Source organism: Pseudomonas soli (genome assembly GCF_021283165.2).
GTDB classification, from domain to species: domain Bacteria; phylum Pseudomonadota; class Gammaproteobacteria; order Pseudomonadales; family Pseudomonadaceae; genus Aquipseudomonas; species Aquipseudomonas soli.
Window position 1 is genome coordinate 4,127,480 of record NZ_CP128543.1, and the last position, 16,000, is coordinate 4,143,479.

Sequence of the window (16,000 nt, forward strand, 5' to 3'; positions counted from 1 at the left end):
GAATCAGATACCCCAGAGAATCTGCACACCCCAGACGAAGTAAGCGAACATCGCAACGCCGCATACCGCCTGGAACAGGAAACGAATCGCAGTCGCCGACTTGCCGAACGCCATCGGCGTCAGGTAGTCGGTGGCAATGGTCCACATGCCGACCCAGGCGTGTGCGCCCAGGGCAACGAGGGCCAGCAGACTGAAGATGCGCATCGCATTGTTGGTGAACAGAGCATGCCACTGGGCGTAGTCGATGCCCGGGTGGGCGGCGAGGTAGCCGATCAGGAAAATGAAGTAAGCCGCGAGAACGACCGCCGAGACGCGCTGCGCCATCCAGTCGTAGAGGCCCGAACGCGACAGGTTCGTGACGTTAGTTACCATACCCAAACTCCTGCCAGAACGATCAGCACCACGGAGATGACGATCACGATTTTCGAGCCCAGCTTGCCGCCTTCCAGCGTCTCACCGACCCCCATGTCCATGATCAGGTGGCGCACACCTGCCACGAGGTGGTACAGCAGGCCGGACAGCAGGCCCCAGGTCACCAGTTTGGCCAGCGGACTGGTCAGACACGCCTTCACCTCGGCAAAGCCTTCCTCCGAACCCAGCGACTTGCCCAGTGCGTACAGCATGATGGCAAGGCCGAGGAAGAGGATGACGCCGGAAATACGGTGAAGAATGGACGTGTACGCGGTGATCGGGAGTTTGATGGTCCTTAGGTCTAGGTTTACAGGTCGTTGGCTTTTCACGGCTTTTTTCACACTGAAGAGCCCCTAGCTAACAGGGCAAAGTTGTTGGTAAGTGTACTGGTCAGGTACCCACCACCCAGGAGAGCGACGACACCCAGCAGGGCGGGCTTGAAAGCCCCTGGGAGTCGGCTGCCGAGTATAGACAGTTAGGCTGCTTATGACAACGTGAGGGGCTAGCCCAAATAGCGCATTGCCTTTAACGGACAAAAGGCGTAAACGGGCGAGAATTTCGTGAAAAATTAGGCCTCAGAGGGCGTTTCAACCAGCCTTTAGGCAAATTGACATTCGAATTTATCCCTCTATAGTGGTGCGGGCCCTGCGTGGGGGGTCTGTCTGATGATTTCAAGCATTAATAGGAGGCCACATGGCTGACAAAAAAGCGCAGTTGATCATCGAGGGCGCTGCCCCCGTCGAGCTGCCCATTTTAACCGGCACCGTTGGTCCCGATGTTATCGACGTCCGCGGGTTGGGGGCATCAGGCCACTTCACCTTCGACCCAGGTTTCATGGCGACCGCATCGTGCGAGTCGAAGATCACCTACATTGATGGCGACAAGGGCGTGCTGCTGCACCGCGGCTACCCGATCGAACAGCTCGCCGAACAGTCGGACTACCTCGAGACCTGCTACCTTCTGCTCAACGGTGAATTGCCGAATGCCGAGCAGAAGGCCCAGTTCGTCAGCACCGTGAAGAACCACACCATGGTTCACGAGCAGCTGAAGTCGTTCTTCAACGGCTTCCGCCGCGACGCCCACCCGATGGCGGTGATGTGCGGCGTGGTCGGCGCTCTGTCGGCGTTCTATCACGACTCGCTGGACATCAATAACCCGCAGCACCGCGAAATCTCCGCGGTACGCCTGGTCGCAAAAATGCCGACCCTGGCCGCGATGGTCTACAAGTACTCCATGGGCCAGCCCATGATGTACCCGCGCAACGACCTGTCGTACGCGGAAAACTTCCTGCACATGATGTTCAACACCCCGTGCGAGATCAAACCGATCAGCCCGGTGCTGGCCAAGGCGATGGACCGGATCTTCATCCTCCACGCCGACCACGAGCAGAACGCCTCCACCTCCACCGTGCGCCTGGCGGGCTCCTCGGGCGCAAACCCGTTCGCCTGTATCGCCGCCGGTATCGCCGCACTGTGGGGCCCTGCCCACGGCGGTGCGAACGAAGCCGTACTGACCATGCTCGATGAAATCGGCGATGTCTCGAACATCGACAAGTTCATCGCCAAGGCCAAGGACAAGAACGACCCGTTCAAGCTCATGGGCTTCGGTCACCGCGTGTACAAGAACCGCGACCCGCGCGCCACCGTGATGAAGCAGACCTGCGACGAAGTGCTCAACGAGCTGGGCATCAAGAACGACCCGCAGCTGGAACTGGCCATGCGCCTGGAAGAGATCGCCCTGACCGATCCGTACTTCGTCGAGCGCTCGCTGTACCCGAACGTCGACTTCTACTCGGGCATCATTCTCAAGGCCATCGGCATTCCGACCAGCATGTTCACTGTGATCTTCGCCCTGGCGCGGACCGTCGGCTGGATCTCGCACTGGAAGGAAATGCTCTCCAGCCCGTACAAGATCGGCCGCCCGCGCCAGCTTTACACCGGCTACGAGCAGCGTGACATCGTCGAGCTGAAAGACCGCAAGTAAGCCTTTTCGGCCGAACGCAAAAAGGCTGCCCTCGGGCAGCCTTTCTTGTTTCTGCATTACCAAAGCCGATCACTGTTTCTCGGCACGCTCCTTCAACCCCTTCAGGGTATTGAACGGTGCATCCACCACGAACTTGTTGGCCAGCCAGGACGGCACGCTGCCACCTGGTTCGGTGTGCACCTGGTAGGTCACCTCGGTGCTGTCACCCTTGGGCACCAGCTTCCAGTAGCCCTCTACCTGGGCGACGCGCACGAAGCCCTTTTCCTCCGGCAGATACTTCGGCTGCTCCTCAAGCTTGCGGGTCAGGCTACCATCAGCCTCCTGGACAGTGGTCACATGCAGGACGGAATCGCGTGGCGTCACCGGCCATGGCGTATTGAACTGAGTGTAGGTCCAGCTCTGGTCGCCCTCGCTCTTGAGCAGTTTCTGCGACTTGCACTCGTGGATCCAGGCGCAGGCCCCGACCACGTCCTCCTGCAACGCCTTGACCTTGGCCAGTGGTGCCTTGATCACGGTCACGCCACGGTAGGCCTTGTACTTGGAACCGGCCACCTCGCTGAGGGACACCTTGATCCCCTCCTCGTCCTTGGCCACCTGCCAGTTCTCGGCCCAGGCCGTGGGTGCCAGCACGACACCCATGCCACACAGCAGTGCAATACGCTTGATCGATCTCATCATCTTGTTCCTTGTTGTCGAGGATCCAACCTGTCATGCCGCCGTCATTTGCTCCAACCACCCGATGATGCGGATGGCCTCGTCACGATCGTTGCCACAGATGTCCGCTTCCGCCTTGAAGCCGCCACACACCTGCGGTCGCTCGGGCTTGCCGAACAGCGCACAGAGGTTTTCGACATTAAGGTGCAGACAGCGTTCGCCGGCCGGCTTGCCCTGGGGCATGCCGGGGATAGGCGAACTGATGGACGGGGCGATGCAGCAGGCACCGCAGCCCTCGCGGCATTTCATGACAACAGGACTCCCAGGAGCAAAACGGGACGAACGTCCCTGGATACTAACCGCTCAAACATATGTTTGAAATTGCCGAGCGAATGAAAAAGACCGTGACCCGGCAGTCAGTTACGAAACTCGAAATCGATCGCTGCACCTTCGACATCGCGCCGGCTGTCGTTGCGCAACTGCAGCTGCATTTCGTTGCTGATCAGTCGGCCGTTGAGCTGGAACGGGCTGCTTTCGGATTCCGGCTTGGTGGGGAACATCGACGGCAGCAGAGGCTTGCGCACCACCGGCCCGCCACCCAGGTCCGGCTCGAGATGCCTGACCATCTCACTCGGCAGGCTCAGGTCGATCTTCGGCTTGTGCAGCGGTTTGGCGACAGCCTTGCTGACAGGCTTGGCCTTCACCTTGGGCTTGGCCTTTGGTTTAGCCTTGGACTTGGCTGCAGTCTTGGCCGCCGACTTGTGCACCCCCTGCGCCTTGGCAGCAGGCTCGGCAGCCTGCACCGCTCCGGCCGGCAGCCAGGGCAACGCGCAACACAGGGCAATGACAAGAGGACGAAACAGGTTCATGGGTACCGGGAACGTAAGCTGCAAAACGCGTATGCTCCCTGTTCCCCACTCATCTGACAAGCCTACAAAAGTGAACCTGTAGGCTCACGGCACAATTGTTGGGCCAGCAGCCCCAGGGTCATCACCGCGCGCTCCGCCTCGCGGTTCCAGGGAATGCCGCAATTAAGCCGGATACAGTGATTGAACTGCTCGGTGTTACTGAAGATCAGGCCCGGCGCAATGCTGATCCCCTGCTCCAACGCCCGCACATGCAGCTCCTGAGTATTGACTCGCCCTGGCAGGCTCACCCAGAGGATGAAGCCACCTGTGGGCCGGGTCATCTGCGTGCCCTCAGGGAAATGCTGCTGCACCGCCAGCTGGTAGGCACTGAGGTTCTTGCGATATTCCTGGCGAATGTAGCGCAGGTGGCGATCGTAGCCCCCGTTCTCCAGGTAGGCGGCCACCGCCATCTGCGTGACACTACAGGCCGAGTGCGTGGTGAAGGTCTGCAGGCGCTGGATCTCGTCCTGGTAGCGCCCGGCGATCATCCAGCCGACCCGCACCCCTGGTGACAAGGTCTTGGAGAAGCTCGAGCAGTAGATCACCCGGTCAAGACGATCAAACGCCTTAAGCGCCTTGGTGCGCCCCTGCTCAAACATCAGTTCGCCGTAGATATCGTCCTCGACGATCTGTATGTCGAAATCCGATGCCAAACGCAGCAGTTGCTTCTGCCGCTCCTCAGGAATGGTGCCGCCCAGCGGGTTGCTCAAACGCGCCGTCAACACCAGCGCCTTGATTGACCACTGGTTGGCGGCCAGTTGCAGGGCCTCCAGGCTGATACCGGTAGAGGGATCGCTGGGGATTTCGATGACCTTGAGCCCCAGCAGGTCGGCCAATTGCAGCAGGCCGTAGTAAGTGGGCGACTCGGCCGCGATCAGGTCGCCCGGCCGGGTAAGGACCCGCAGCGCCATCTGCAGCGCATCGACACAGCCATGGGTGACCACCACCTCACGTGGATCGACCAGTACGCCGGCATCACGCATGCGTATGGCGATCTGTCGGCGCAGGGGTTCGAACCCCGGGCTGAACATGTAGCTGAAGGCACGCGGGCTATGGAAGCGCGTTACCTTGGCCAACTGCTGGTGCAGGGCACGCACGGGCAGGTAGTCCACATGCGGCACCGCGGCGCCGAACGGGAAAACCCCATCGCGCCGCGCCTCGACTAGCACTTGCTGGATGATGCTTGCCCGGGTGACCAGGCCCGGGCGCTCGACCCGCGCGATATCCGGGGTCTGCGCCGTCAACGCCGGGGTCTGGTGGACGTAGTAGCCGGACTGCGGCCGGGCACGTATCAGACCCTGATCCTCGAGATTGGCGTAAGCCTGCAGTACGGTGGCATGGCTGACATTGAGCTGCGCGCTCATCTTGCGCACCGACGGCACCCGCTCACCCGGCTGGTAGACACCCCGACGGATGTCATCGGCCAGTTGCTGGGCAATGCGCTGGTACAGCAGCAGGTTGGTCATGGCGTGTTCTCGAAGCGCTGACGGGTCATTGTTCTTGTGTGGCTCACTGCGGGCCAGAATACCGTAACAGTTCCGAAGTGTACTGGGACAGATTGGAGAATAGCCAACAATACAGTTACGTGACAGAGAAGTGATAGCCGACCACGTCGGCGCGCCGACGAACGCTCAAATTACCTTTGATACTGCCGTTGCCGTTGCCGTTGCCGTTGCCGTTGCCGTTGCCGTTGCCGTTGCCGTTGCCGTTGCCGTTGCCGTTGCCGTTGCCGTTGCCGTTGCCGTTGCCGTTGCCGATCAGGAGTCTAGCGCCATACCCAGCTAGCGACAGCTGCGTCAGCCCAGGCGCCGCCCGTAACTTCGCGACTTCAGGAGGCCGAACGCAGGTCTTGCGGAGGGAGGTGACGGGCATGGATGCCCGTCAAGCGCTGCGCCCCAGGATGAGGCGTTCAGCGCGGTCCTCCCGGGAGCAAGGCCGGAGTGAGGGGACCCGGAGCGAAGCGGAGGGCCGGATGAATGGAGCGCAGTGTACGGATCACCCACATGGGTTACACAAAAGTTCACTCACATAGGTGACGACACCTTGAGTGTTACATAACCATCAGTGGCATCCCGCACATCGACTCTGCCAAGGATGATGGGACCGAAAATAACATCCCAGACGCCATCCCCAACCTGCTCCAGTCCAATGGTCTGGTGCTTGAGCACATAACCTACGTAGATCCTCAAGCCCCGGCGATTGATGATGCCGGAGCTATCAGCCGGCAAGCTCTCGATATGACTGGGATAGGTCATTTCGGGGAGCTTTTCAGGGAATGGGCGTGGAGATGGCTGGTAGCAAGACGCCGGTGTTTTCTGCTTCAGCGCTTCATGCAAGCGCTCGTGATTGTAGTGCTGCCGAAAGCGATCAAAGTGCCGTTGTTGAGCCTCCCAGGCCACTGCCGGCGGCGATGGGAGCGTGCTTTTGAGCGTTCGATGCATGCGCTCGTGGCGGCCATTTTGTTCAGGCCGACCAGGCGCAATGCGCTCGGGAATGATGCCTAGACGCAGCCACCAGATCGACAGCTGAGAAAGTCCCGCACGCCCCTTACTGGCAAACGGCACACCGTTATCGGTACGAATCCGCTCAGGCAAACCATTCTCTCGGAACACTTGGGTGAAAACGGCCTGGGTTTCCAGCAGGTTGGTATTGGGCATGCTGTGGCAGGCGAGCAGGAAACGACTGGCGTGATCCATGATCGTCAGCGGATAGCACCAGACGCCTGCACCTGTCAGAAATTGACCTTTGTAGTCCGCACTGAACAGCTGGTTAGGCGACTCGGCCTTCTCCAGGGGCTTGGGATAGACCGCTACACGCTGACGTAAGCGGCGTGGTTTGACCAATTGGGCTTTCTTGAGGATGTTGTAGATCGCTGTCTTCGAGGGCGGCGCCTGATCAGGGAAACGCTCCTGCAGCGCAGCCTGGATCTTTTTCGGCCCCGGTTCCGTTTCGCCTCGACTGCGCAATTCGATGATGGCTTCGCGAACTGCGGCGGGTACGACCCAATCCTGGTTCAACCGGCGGCGGCTGCGTTCTTCCAGCCCCGAAGGCCCCTCTTTCTCATATCGCTCGACCCATTTGTAGCCGGTCTTTCGGCTGATCTCGTAGGCCTGGCACAGGGCGCTGAAGCTGGGCGGCCCCTGCAGGTAATCCGCAATGAAAAGCATTTTAAGGTCCATAGGTTTCAGCTCTCGCCAAGGCATGGTCAGATCCTCGAAAACCGACCCTGCCAGTTAAAGACTGTTACCTATGTGCGTGAACTGATTTGTAACCCATGTGGGTGAGTCATACCCGCAGCGTTTTTTGGTTACTTTTTGTCGCGTTTGACAAAAAGTGACTCGCCGGTGAACTGACCCCCGAAAGTTGGACACCTGATCCCCAACCGGAGGGTGTTCCATGACGAAATACAACCTGGCACTCAAGCAGATACTCATCGAAGAGTGCCTTTCTGCCCGCAGTGTTCATGAGGTGGCGCTCAAGCATGACCTGAGTCCATCGCTGTTACGCCGCTGGGTAAAGGGCTACGAGCAACACGGTGCAGCCGGTTTGATTGCCAAGTACAGCCACTACGACGCGCAGTTCAAATTGAAGGTTTTGCAGTGCATTGAGCAAGACGGACTGTCCGCTCAGCAAGCTTGCGTGCAGTTTGATATCCGCGGCCCGAGTAGCATCAGGCAATGGAAAAGGTTGTACGATAAAGGCGGAGTAGAAGCCCTTCACCCGCGCCGTACCCGAGAGTTCAGCATGCCCCGCAAGCCATCAAAACAGTCCAGCACAAGCCCGCCCACTCCAACGGACAGCGAGCTGACACCAAAGCAAATGCTCGAAGAGCTGGAATACCTGCGCGCGGAGAATGCTTATCTAAAAAAGCTCGATGCCTTGATCCAAGCGGACCCTCGAACTGCGCAGGCAAGAAAACGCAGGCTATCCAAGGATTGAGGCGCGGGCATCGACTTGCTCTGCTGCTACGTGCTGCAGGGCTGGCACGCAGTACCTTTTATTACCAAAGCAAAGTGCTGGTGGCTGACAAGCATGCTGCTCTCAAAGAGCGCATCAACAGCCTCTATCACGGAAATAAGGGGCGGTATGGCTATCGTCGCATCACTGCGGCCCTCGGGCACAATGGCGAGGTGGTCAACCACAAGAAGGTGCAGCGACTGATGCAGTTGATGGACCTCAAATCTCTGGTAAAAGTTAAGAAATATCGCTCGTACCGAGGCTCCGAGGGGGTTGTTGCATCTGATCTACTCAAACGCAAATTCAAGGCAGAAGCCCCCAATCAGAAATGGGCAACCGACGTGACAGAGTTCAAGGTAAAGGGGCAGAAGCTGTTTCTCTCGCCTGTGATGGACCTGTACAACGGCGAGATCCTTGCTTATCAGATCAACCGGCGTCCTGAGTTCAAGATGGTTTCGACAATGCTGGAGCAAGCCTTCGAGCGGCTGAATCCAGGTGACACACCGATACTGCATTCCGATCAAGGCTGGCAGTATCAACAGCCAACTTACCGGCATATGCTGGCTGGGAAGAATATCGAGCAGAGCATGTCGCGTAAGGGCAATTGCCTGGACAACGCCGCCATGGAAAGCTTTTTCGGCACGCTCAAGAGCGAGTTTTTTTACCTGGAGTCGTTTGAGAGTGTTGAGCAACTGGCATCAGGACTAGAGGATTACATCGCCTACTACAACCAAGAACGCATCAGTCTCAGACTGAATGGCTTGAGTCCGGTAGAATTCCGAACCCAAGCGCTGGCCGCATAGCGCTACCTGTCCAACTTTCGGGGGTCAGTTCACGGGTGGCGAAAGGGTGAATATGCGTCATTATAGCAAATGAATGCGCTTACAACTGTAAAAACCCACGCCAATCGCATTTGACTTTGACTTTGACTTTGACTTTGACTTTGACTTTGACTTACACAGAGTATGTTTTAAAAGCTATATACGCATTCATTTACGATGGTGACGCATAATCACCTTTCCGCCCTTACGGCGGGTCCCTTTTTGAAGCATCAAAAAGGAACCAAAAAATGCTCGCTCCATTCATCCGGCCCCTACGCTTCGCTCCGGGGTCCCCTCACTCCGGCCTTGCTCCCGGGAGGACCGCGCTGAACGCCCCATCCTGGGGCGCAGCGCTTGACGGGCATCCATGCCCGTCACCTCCCTCCGCAAGACCTGCGTTCGGCCTCCTGAAGTCGCAATTTGTGTCGCCTGAACTATCGCGCACTTAGAAGCAAAAGCAGAGCAAGAGCAAGAGCAAGAGCAAGAGCAAGAGCAAGAGCAAAACTTGGAGAATTATCGATTGAAAATAAGACAATACACCGACGCACCGAAATACAACCTGAATTCGCATGCAACTTCAAACCGACACTAACTACCACTCGCCAATCAACAAAAACATCAAACTTAAGTCAAGACAACAACTCCCCCTCAACCCGATCCCTCCCCCCCTGCTTGGCCGCATATACACCAGCATCCGCCCGCAGCAACAATGCATCCGCCCCCTCCCCAGCGCGCCACCCCGCCACCCCGAAACTCGCCGTGACCCGCCCGACGCCTTCCACCGGCACACTGCGCACCCCCCGCCATAACTCCTGTGCCAGCACCCGCGCCTGCTCGGCATTGCTCCCGGGACACAACACCATGAACTCCTCCCCACCCAATCGGCAGAACACATCGGTCCGCCGCAGCCGATGCGCGATCCGCTGGCACAAGCTGCGCAGCACATGATCCCCGACCGCGTGCCCGAACTGATCGTTGATACGCTTGAAATGGTCGATGTCCAGCATGATCACCGCCAGGTCCAGACCTTCGCGCTGCGCCCGATCCAGCTCGTTGCGCAACCGCTCCTGGAAATAGCGCCGGTTGTAAATGCCGGTCAGGGCGTCGGTCACCGACAATGCGCGCAACTCTTCCTCGACCCGCTTGAGATCCGAGATATCCGTCAGGTAGCCATGCCAAAGCGTGCTGCCGTGCTCGCCGATCTCCGGCGTCGCCTCCCCGCGCACCCAGCGCAGCCCCGCTTGCGGCAGGCATACCCGGTACTCCTCCCGCCATGGCGTCAGGTGCTCGGCGGAATAGCGCACCGAACGCCGTACCCGCTCCAGGTCGTCCGGGTGAATTCGCTCGAACACCGCCGTGGCATCCTCGCGCAACACCGCCAGGTCCACTTCATAGATCTCGTGCAGCCCCTGGCTGGCGTAGGGGAAACAGGAATGTCCATCAGCATCCAGGCGATACTGGTAGATTCCGCCAGGTACCTCGGCACTGAGTTTCTCCAGCAAGCGGTCGCGGGCCGCCAGGGCCTCGTGTACCCGACGCCGCTCGGTGACATCGATGCAGATTGCCAGGTAACCCACCCACAACCCCTGCTCATCCAGCACCGCCGTCACCAGCATGTTGGCCAGCAGATGGCTGCCGTCCTTGCGCACCAGTGTCCAGTCCGCTGGCTGTGCGCCACCTTCCTGCGCAGTCTCGGCAAACATCGCCTGGCCGGCGCCGACCTCGCGACCAAAACGCTGACTCAGGGCATGGGCGCGCTGGTGCAGCTCATCAGCCAGTACCAGGTCCTCCAGACGCAGCTGGCCCAGGGCTTCACTGGCCGAATAGCCCAGCATGCGTTCGGCACCCGCATTGAAAGTGCCGATCACCCCGCGCAAGCTGGTGGCGATAATCGCAACCTGAGTCGCAGCATCAAGCACGCTGCGCAACTGATTGTGAGTCTCGCGCAACGACTGCTCGCTGACACGTAGTTCGGCAGTACGCCGTGCGACCAGGCCCAGGGCACGTTGGCGCTGGCTGAACAGGCTGTAAAGCAACAGCGCCAGCAATACGCTCAACAGGCCGCCGAGCAATGCCACCACCGGTACCGCCGACGACTGGTTGGCCAATAGAAAGTCCTGGCTTGGGCGAATGTCGAGCTGGTAGTGATGGTCAGCCAGGTGCAGCAGGTGACTGCTGGCAAGGCCCATGCGCGCAGGCGGCCCGCCAGAATCGAACAGCACCTCGTGACCACCCTCGTTGGACAGGTCGAGAATGCGCACCACCAGGTTGTCGTCGGCTACGGTGGGCAGGCTCTCGGCAATCAACTGGTGCAGGCTCAGCAAGGCCATCACATAACCTCGGGGCAACCCATTCGCAGACGCCTCATCGCCAAAGACGGGAGCGACCATCAGCAGGCCACGGGTGTAGGTCGGCTGGACATTGATCATGTCCAGCGGCGCGGACACCGCCATGCTGCCGCGTGCCTGGGCCCGGGCAAGTGGCGCGGCGCGCGGCGCCTGCCCGCCCAGGTCGAAACCATAGGGCTGGGCCTCATGGCTCGCCGCCTGGGTATACAGGATCGGGTAATAGTGGTCGCGCATCGCAGCCGGCTGTAATCGGCCCTGGGCGTCCAGGTCACGGATCTGGTATGGCTGACCCAGCAAGGCGCTGGAGCGCTGCTCGAACGCGCTACGCTGCCCCGACGCTACCCGCGGTGCCCAGGAGTAGGCCTGGGTGCGATGCAGCAATGGGCGTGCGTAACCATCGAACGCGTAGGGCGTGACTTCACTGGAGTATGTGATAAAGCGGCGCAGGCCATCCAGGCGCAGCTCCTGCTCCTCGAATCGTTCAACGATACGGCTGTAGCGCTCACTGGCCAACAGCTCGAAACGCTGGCGCAGTTGCTGCTTGAAGAAGGTCTGCGTGGCCATGGCCAGCGCGGCCGTGAGCAGCGCCCCGGCGACCAGCGCCGCCAGGGCCACGCCCCAGGCCGACAGCTCGTCACCGAACAGGCCAAGCGGCTTCGCAGGTACGCCTGGGTTCGACATAGAGGACTCTCAGCAACGTCAGCGTCCTGCGTATTGTCCCGCCCTGTCCTGCTTTATAGCCGCTGGCCAGTGGCCACGCCATGTACCTCGTCGGCTCAGCGCAAACGCAGCTGCCAGGCGCGATGGATGCGGTTGTTGCGAGCGAAGTCAGGATCCAGGGTCTGGGCGCTGATTTCCTCCACCGCATACCGCGTCGCCAGGTGCTCGTCGAGCTGGAACTTGCGGAAGTTGTTGGAGAAGTACAGCACACCACCCGGCGCCAGGCGCGCCATGGCCAGGTCGAGCAGCTGCACATGGTCGCGCTGCACGTCGAACACCCCTTCCATGCGCTTGGAGTTGGAGAAGGTCGGCGGGTCGATGAAGATCAGGTCGTAGCTGTCCTGGGCGTTCTCCAACCAGGCCATGACGTCGCCCTGCTCCAGGCGGTTGCGCTCGGAGAAACCGTTGAGCGACAGGTTGCGCCGTGCCCAGTCCAGGTAAGTCTTCGACAGGTCGACGCTGGTGGTGCTGCGCGCGCCACCCTTGGCTGCGTGCACGCTGGCCGTGGCGGTGTAGCAGAACAGGTTGAGGAAGCGCTTGCCCGCCGCCTCGCGCTGGATACGCAGGCGCATCGGGCGATGGTCGAGGAACAGGCCGGTGTCCAGGTAGTCGGTGAGGTTGACCAGCAGCTTGACGCCGCCTTCGCTGACTTCCTGGAAGCGTCCTTCGGTGGCCTGGCGTTCGTACTGGCGAGTGCCGGTCTGGCGTTCCCGGCGCTTGAGCACCACGCGCTGCGGATCGACGCCCAGGGCTTGGGGAATCGCGCTGAGCGCGTCGAGCAGGCGCGCCTGGGCCTTGTCCGGATCGATCGAGCGGGGCGCGGCGTATTCCTGCACGTGTACCCAGTCGTGATACAGGTCGACTGCCAGCGCGTACTCGGGCATGTCGGCATCGTACACGCGGTAGCAATCGACTTTCTCGCGACGGGCCCACTTGCCCAGCTGCTTGAAGTTCTTCTGCAGGCGATTGGCGAACATCTGCGCGCCTTCCGACAGGCGCGCCGGCTCGCTGGCCACCGCTGCCTGGCGGCGCGGCTCGTCCTCGCCCGCCTCGGGCTGGGCCTGGCGACGATCGCCGGTGACGAACTGGTCCGGCTGGACCTTGAACAGCAGCAACTTGCACGGCAATGCGCCGTTCCAGAAAGCGTATTGCTTGTGGCTGCGGATGCCCATGCGCTTGCCCAGCTCCGGCGCACCGGTGAACACCGCCGCGTCCCAGCCCATACACGCCTGGCGCAGGCGCTCGCCGAGGTTCTGGTAGAGGTACAGCAGGCTGGCTTCATCACCCAGGCGCTCGCCATAGGGCGGGTTGCTGATCACCAAGCCCTTCTGGTTCTGGTCCGGGCGCGGTTCGAAGCTCGCTACCTCGCCCTGGTAGATCTTCACCCAGTCGCCCAGGCCTGCGCGCTCGACGTTGTTGCGCCCCGGCTGGATCAGCCGCGGGTCGGCCTCGTAGCCACGAATCCACAGCGGTGGCTTGGCCAGGCCCACCTGGGCACGGGCCTGGGCCTCGTCGTGCAGCTTGCGCCACAGCGCCGGCACATGCCCGAGCCAGGCCGTGAAGCCCCAGCGCTCGCGCTTGAGGTTGGGGGCGATGTCGGCGGCGATCATCGCCGCCTCGACCAGGAAGGTGCCCACACCGCACATCGGGTCAGCCAGGGCGCCGCCCTCGGCTGCAATACGTGGCCAGCCCGAACGGATCAGCACCGCCGCTGCCAGGTTTTCCTTCAATGGCGCCGCGCCCTGCTGCAGGCGATAACCGCGCTGGTGCAGGCTGTGGCCGGACAGGTCGAGGGACAGGATGGCCTCGCCACGATCCAGGCGCAGGTGTACGCGCACATCCGGGTCGACCTTCTCCACCGACGGGCGCAGGCCTTCGCGGTTGCGCAGCTTGTCGACGATGGCGTCCTTCACTTTCAGGGCGCCGAAGTGGGTGTTGTCGATACCCGAACCATGGCCGCTGAACTCCACCGCCAGCGTACCGTCGGCCGCCAGGTGATCAGCCCAATCGAGGGCATGCACACCGTCATAGAGGTCATCGGCGTTCTTCATGGAAAAACGCTTGAGCACCAGCAGCACCCGGTTGGCCAGGCGCGACCACAGGCACAGGCGATAGGCGGTTTCCATATCGGCGTCGCCGCGAATGGCCGAGGTGTGTTCACGCACCTCGCTCAGGCCCAATTGGCGGGCCTCCTCGGCGAGCAGGCCTTCAAGACCCTTGGGGCAGGTGAGATAAAGTTCGAAACGGTCCGACATGTGCAATCCAGAGCCTTTGGCTAGGTAGATGGCAAACCGACGCATCGGCTGCCGCTGTTTGCCCGGGCACCTTTCCAGCAGGCGCCCGGGTGGCCTTGCGAAGCGCTCGCAAGACCTGGCCGCCCGGCAGACCAACGCCTCGCGCAGAAGCGAAAGAGGCTTTGATCGTCGGGCAGTGTGAAAATTTCGTGGACCCAGGATTCAGATGTGACCCTTCGTCGCATTACCAATTATTACTGTCATCAGCGAGCAACGCTGGCCATTTGACGTCAACGCTGACTAAACCCTGATCATAGCGGGCTCAACGGCAAACAAGGTTGAGTCGCATTTATTTACTTATCCCCTCACCCTCGGAAAGGTTACGTCCTTATGACAAATCGATCATTCACACTGTGACTCGCATTCGTTAGAACTGATCTCAGGCCGCACCGCAACGGGGCGGCACTTTCAGCCCGCGACGCCGGCAGCGGGCGCAAACCGGCAGAACGATTCTGCCCGGCCTCGGAGAGGCCGACGGGACATTACAGTCAACAAGTGAGGGCAACACCCTATGAGAAGACTTAAGCGTGATCCGTTGGAAAGAGCATATTCACGTGGCTACCAGTATGGAGTCACCGGCAAATCCCGCGAACTTTGCCCCTTCAATCTACCCTCTGTACGCCAAGCCTGGATCAACGGCTGGCGCGAAGGTCGCGGCGATAACTGGGATGGCATGACCGGCACCGCTGGCATTCATAGACTCAACGAAAATCACGCCGTTGGCTGAACGAGGACACTGAATTCGAGTCACCATGCGCGCCCTATCCGGGCGGCGGGCTACGGCCCAGGGGCCCCTTTGAAGGGGCCCTTTTTTATGCACCGTATTTTCCCGCCAAATCTTCTATACAGCGTGGGAGCGGCTCATTTCATGGTTTCGGCATCGCCGCAATCGCATCCACCGCTTCACGAATCAACGCCGGGCCTTTGTAGATGAAGCCCGAATAGATCTGCACCAGGCTAGCCCCAGCGGCGATCTTCTCAGCCGCGTGGCGCCCCTCGGTAATACCGCCAGCGGCGATGATCGGCAGCTTGCCGCCCAGTTCGCCCGCCAGCACCTTCACCGTGTGCGTGCTCTTTTGCAGTACCGGGGCGCCCGACAGGCCGCCCGCCTCGCCACCGAACGGCAGCCCTTCGACACCTTCGCGGCCCAGGGTGGTGTTGGTGGCGATCACCGCATCCATGCCCGACTCGCGCAGCGCCGCGGCAACCAGCGCGGTCTCTTCGTCGCTCATGTCCGGTGCGATCTTGATCGCCACCGGCACGCGCTTGCCGTTGGCCGTGGCCAGCTGTTCACGTCGTTCGGCCAGGGCATCGAGCAGTTGCTTGAGCGAGTCGCCGAACTGCAGCGAACGCAGGCCCGGGGTATTCGGCGAGCTGACGTTGACGGTGATGTAGCTGGCGTCGTTGTAGACCTTTTCCAGGCAGATCAGGTAGTCGTCCTGGGCCCGCTCGACCGGAGTGTCGAAGTTCTTGCCGATGTTGATGCCCAGTACCCCGGTGTATTTCGAGGCGCGCACACGTGCCAGCAAGTGGTCAACACCCAGGTTGTTGAAGCCCATGCGGTTGATGATGGCCGTGGCTTCAGGCAGGCGGAACAGCCGTGGCTTGGGGTTGCCCGGCTGCGGGCGCGGCGTCACGGTGCCGATCTCGACGAAACCGAAACCCAGCTGGGCGAAACCGTCGATGGCTGCGCCGTTCTTGTCCAGGCCTGCGGCCAGGCCGACCGGGTTGGCGAAGTTCAAGCCCATCACCGTCACCGGCAACGCCGCCGGCTGCTTGCACAGCAGACCGTTGAGCCCGAGGCGGCCACCGGCGCCGATCAGGTCCAGCGAGAGGTCGTGGGAGGTTTCCGGGGAGAGCTTGAACAGCAGCTGGCGGGCCAGGGTATACATGGGCGGGCGGAC

At 60.8% G+C, this 16,000-nt stretch carries 14 protein-coding genes; 3 read left to right on the forward strand and 11 right to left on the reverse strand.

Annotation, left to right across the window (positions count from 1 at the left end):
• Positions 1–3: 3 nt before the first annotated feature.
• Positions 4–372, reverse strand: a complete 369-nt coding sequence (sdhD, locus tag LU688_RS19095) for a succinate dehydrogenase, hydrophobic membrane anchor protein (protein ID WP_023628896.1) — start codon at positions 370–372, stop codon at positions 4–6.
• On the reverse strand, positions 366–752 hold the full coding sequence (sdhC, locus tag LU688_RS19100) for a succinate dehydrogenase, cytochrome b556 subunit (protein ID WP_023628897.1): 387 nt from the start codon (positions 750–752) through the stop codon (positions 366–368). Before sdhC ends, sdhD begins: the two co-directional genes overlap by 7 nt.
• A gap of 352 nt (positions 753–1,104) precedes the next feature.
• Between sdhC and gltA the strand changes: the two genes are divergently transcribed.
• Entirely contained in the window at positions 1,105–2,394 is a 1,290-nt protein-coding gene (gene gltA, locus LU688_RS19105; RefSeq protein ID WP_023628898.1) for a citrate synthase, read from the forward strand.
• A gap of 69 nt (positions 2,395–2,463) precedes the next feature.
• Here gltA and LU688_RS19110 read toward each other — a convergent pair whose 3' ends face one another.
• From LU688_RS19110 to LU688_RS19135, 6 genes are all read right to left on the reverse strand, one after another.
• Positions 2,464–3,069 carry an START domain-containing protein gene (locus tag LU688_RS19110; protein WP_023628899.1) on the reverse strand — a complete coding sequence of 202 codons (606 nt, stop codon included), beginning with the start codon at positions 3,067–3,069 and terminating at the stop codon, positions 2,464–2,466.
• A gap of 33 nt (positions 3,070–3,102) precedes the next feature.
• Complete coding sequence (locus LU688_RS19115) at positions 3,103–3,357, reverse strand: YkgJ family cysteine cluster protein (protein WP_023628900.1); 255 nt, start codon at positions 3,355–3,357, stop codon at positions 3,103–3,105.
• Positions 3,358–3,464: 107 nt separating this feature from the next.
• A complete protein-coding gene (locus tag LU688_RS19120; RefSeq protein WP_094012047.1) occupies positions 3,465–3,917 on the reverse strand; it encodes a hypothetical protein in 453 nt (150 codons plus the stop codon).
• Positions 3,918–3,979: 62 nt separating this feature from the next.
• Positions 3,980–5,422: an aminotransferase-like domain-containing protein gene (locus LU688_RS19125; protein ID WP_038706507.1), complete on the reverse strand. Its 1,443-nt coding sequence runs from the start codon at positions 5,420–5,422 to the stop codon at positions 3,980–3,982.
• Between the two features lie 115 nt (positions 5,423–5,537).
• Positions 5,538–5,828, reverse strand: coding sequence for a hypothetical protein (locus LU688_RS19130; RefSeq protein ID WP_289678218.1), 291 nt, complete (start codon positions 5,826–5,828; stop codon positions 5,538–5,540).
• Between the two features lie 152 nt (positions 5,829–5,980).
• Complete coding sequence (locus LU688_RS19135) at positions 5,981–7,159, reverse strand: integrase core domain-containing protein (RefSeq protein WP_104443889.1); 1,179 nt, start codon at positions 7,157–7,159, stop codon at positions 5,981–5,983.
• 193 nt (positions 7,160–7,352) lie between these two features.
• Between LU688_RS19135 and LU688_RS19140 the strand changes: the two genes are divergently transcribed.
• Positions 7,353–8,716 (forward strand): IS3 family transposase gene (locus LU688_RS19140; RefSeq protein ID WP_123902472.1). Its coding sequence is split into 2 segments (ribosomal slippage): positions 7,353–7,818 and positions 7,818–8,716, totalling 1,365 coding nucleotides; the frame shifts between segments, so codons are not numbered across the junction.
• A 647-nt stretch (positions 8,717–9,363) separates the two neighbouring features.
• On the opposite strand, the gene LU688_RS19145 is transcribed toward LU688_RS19140, so the two are convergent.
• Together LU688_RS19145 and rlmKL are read right to left on the reverse strand one after the other, a co-directional pair.
• On the reverse strand, positions 9,364–11,763 hold the full coding sequence (locus tag LU688_RS19145) for a sensor domain-containing diguanylate cyclase (RefSeq protein WP_160291327.1): 2,400 nt from the start codon (positions 11,761–11,763) through the stop codon (positions 9,364–9,366).
• Between the two features lie 95 nt (positions 11,764–11,858).
• Positions 11,859–14,057 carry a bifunctional 23S rRNA (guanine(2069)-N(7))-methyltransferase RlmK/23S rRNA (guanine(2445)-N(2))-methyltransferase RlmL gene (gene rlmKL / locus LU688_RS19150; protein WP_094012044.1) on the reverse strand — a complete coding sequence of 733 codons (2,199 nt, stop codon included), beginning with the start codon at positions 14,055–14,057 and terminating at the stop codon, positions 11,859–11,861.
• Between the two features lie 550 nt (positions 14,058–14,607).
• Here rlmKL and rmf point away from each other — a divergent pair.
• Positions 14,608–14,823, forward strand: coding sequence for a ribosome modulation factor (gene rmf / locus LU688_RS19155; protein WP_003248687.1), 216 nt, complete (start codon positions 14,608–14,610; stop codon positions 14,821–14,823).
• 139 nt (positions 14,824–14,962) lie between these two features.
• Here the strand turns inward: rmf and LU688_RS19160 are convergent, their stop codons facing one another.
• Positions 14,963–15,988 (reverse strand): quinone-dependent dihydroorotate dehydrogenase, encoded by a 1,026-nt coding sequence (locus LU688_RS19160; RefSeq protein WP_038706511.1) that lies wholly within the window; start codon positions 15,986–15,988, stop codon positions 14,963–14,965.
• Positions 15,989–16,000: the final 12 nt, after the last annotated feature.

Bases quoted from the DNA above. Each gene is read 5' to 3' on its own strand.
- LU688_RS19145 (WP_160291327.1), bottom strand. From the start codon at position 11,763: ATGTCGAACCCAGGCGTACCTGCGAAGCCGCTTGGCCTGTTCGGTGAC.
- LU688_RS19135 (WP_104443889.1), bottom strand. From the start codon at position 7,159: ATGCCTTGGCGAGAGCTGAAACCTATGGACCTTAAAATGCTTTTCATT.
- LU688_RS19120 (WP_094012047.1), bottom strand. From the start codon at position 3,917: ATGAACCTGTTTCGTCCTCTTGTCATTGCCCTGTGTTGCGCGTTGCCC.
- LU688_RS19160 (WP_038706511.1), bottom strand. From the start codon at position 15,988: ATGTATACCCTGGCCCGCCAGCTGCTGTTCAAGCTCTCCCCGGAAACC.
- rlmKL (WP_094012044.1), bottom strand. From the start codon at position 14,057: ATGTCGGACCGTTTCGAACTTTATCTCACCTGCCCCAAGGGTCTTGAA.
- sdhD (WP_023628896.1), bottom strand. From the start codon at position 372: ATGGTAACTAACGTCACGAACCTGTCGCGTTCGGGCCTCTACGACTGG.
- LU688_RS19125 (WP_038706507.1), bottom strand. From the start codon at position 5,422: ATGACCAACCTGCTGCTGTACCAGCGCATTGCCCAGCAACTGGCCGAT.
- LU688_RS19115 (WP_023628900.1), bottom strand. From the start codon at position 3,357: ATGAAATGCCGCGAGGGCTGCGGTGCCTGCTGCATCGCCCCGTCCATC.
- LU688_RS19110 (WP_023628899.1), bottom strand. From the start codon at position 3,069: ATGAGATCGATCAAGCGTATTGCACTGCTGTGTGGCATGGGTGTCGTG.
- LU688_RS19130 (WP_289678218.1), bottom strand. From the start codon at position 5,828: ATGCCCGTCACCTCCCTCCGCAAGACCTGCGTTCGGCCTCCTGAAGTC.
- rmf (WP_003248687.1), top strand. From the start codon at position 14,608: ATGAGAAGACTTAAGCGTGATCCGTTGGAAAGAGCATATTCACGTGGC.
- gltA (WP_023628898.1), top strand. From the start codon at position 1,105: ATGGCTGACAAAAAAGCGCAGTTGATCATCGAGGGCGCTGCCCCCGTC.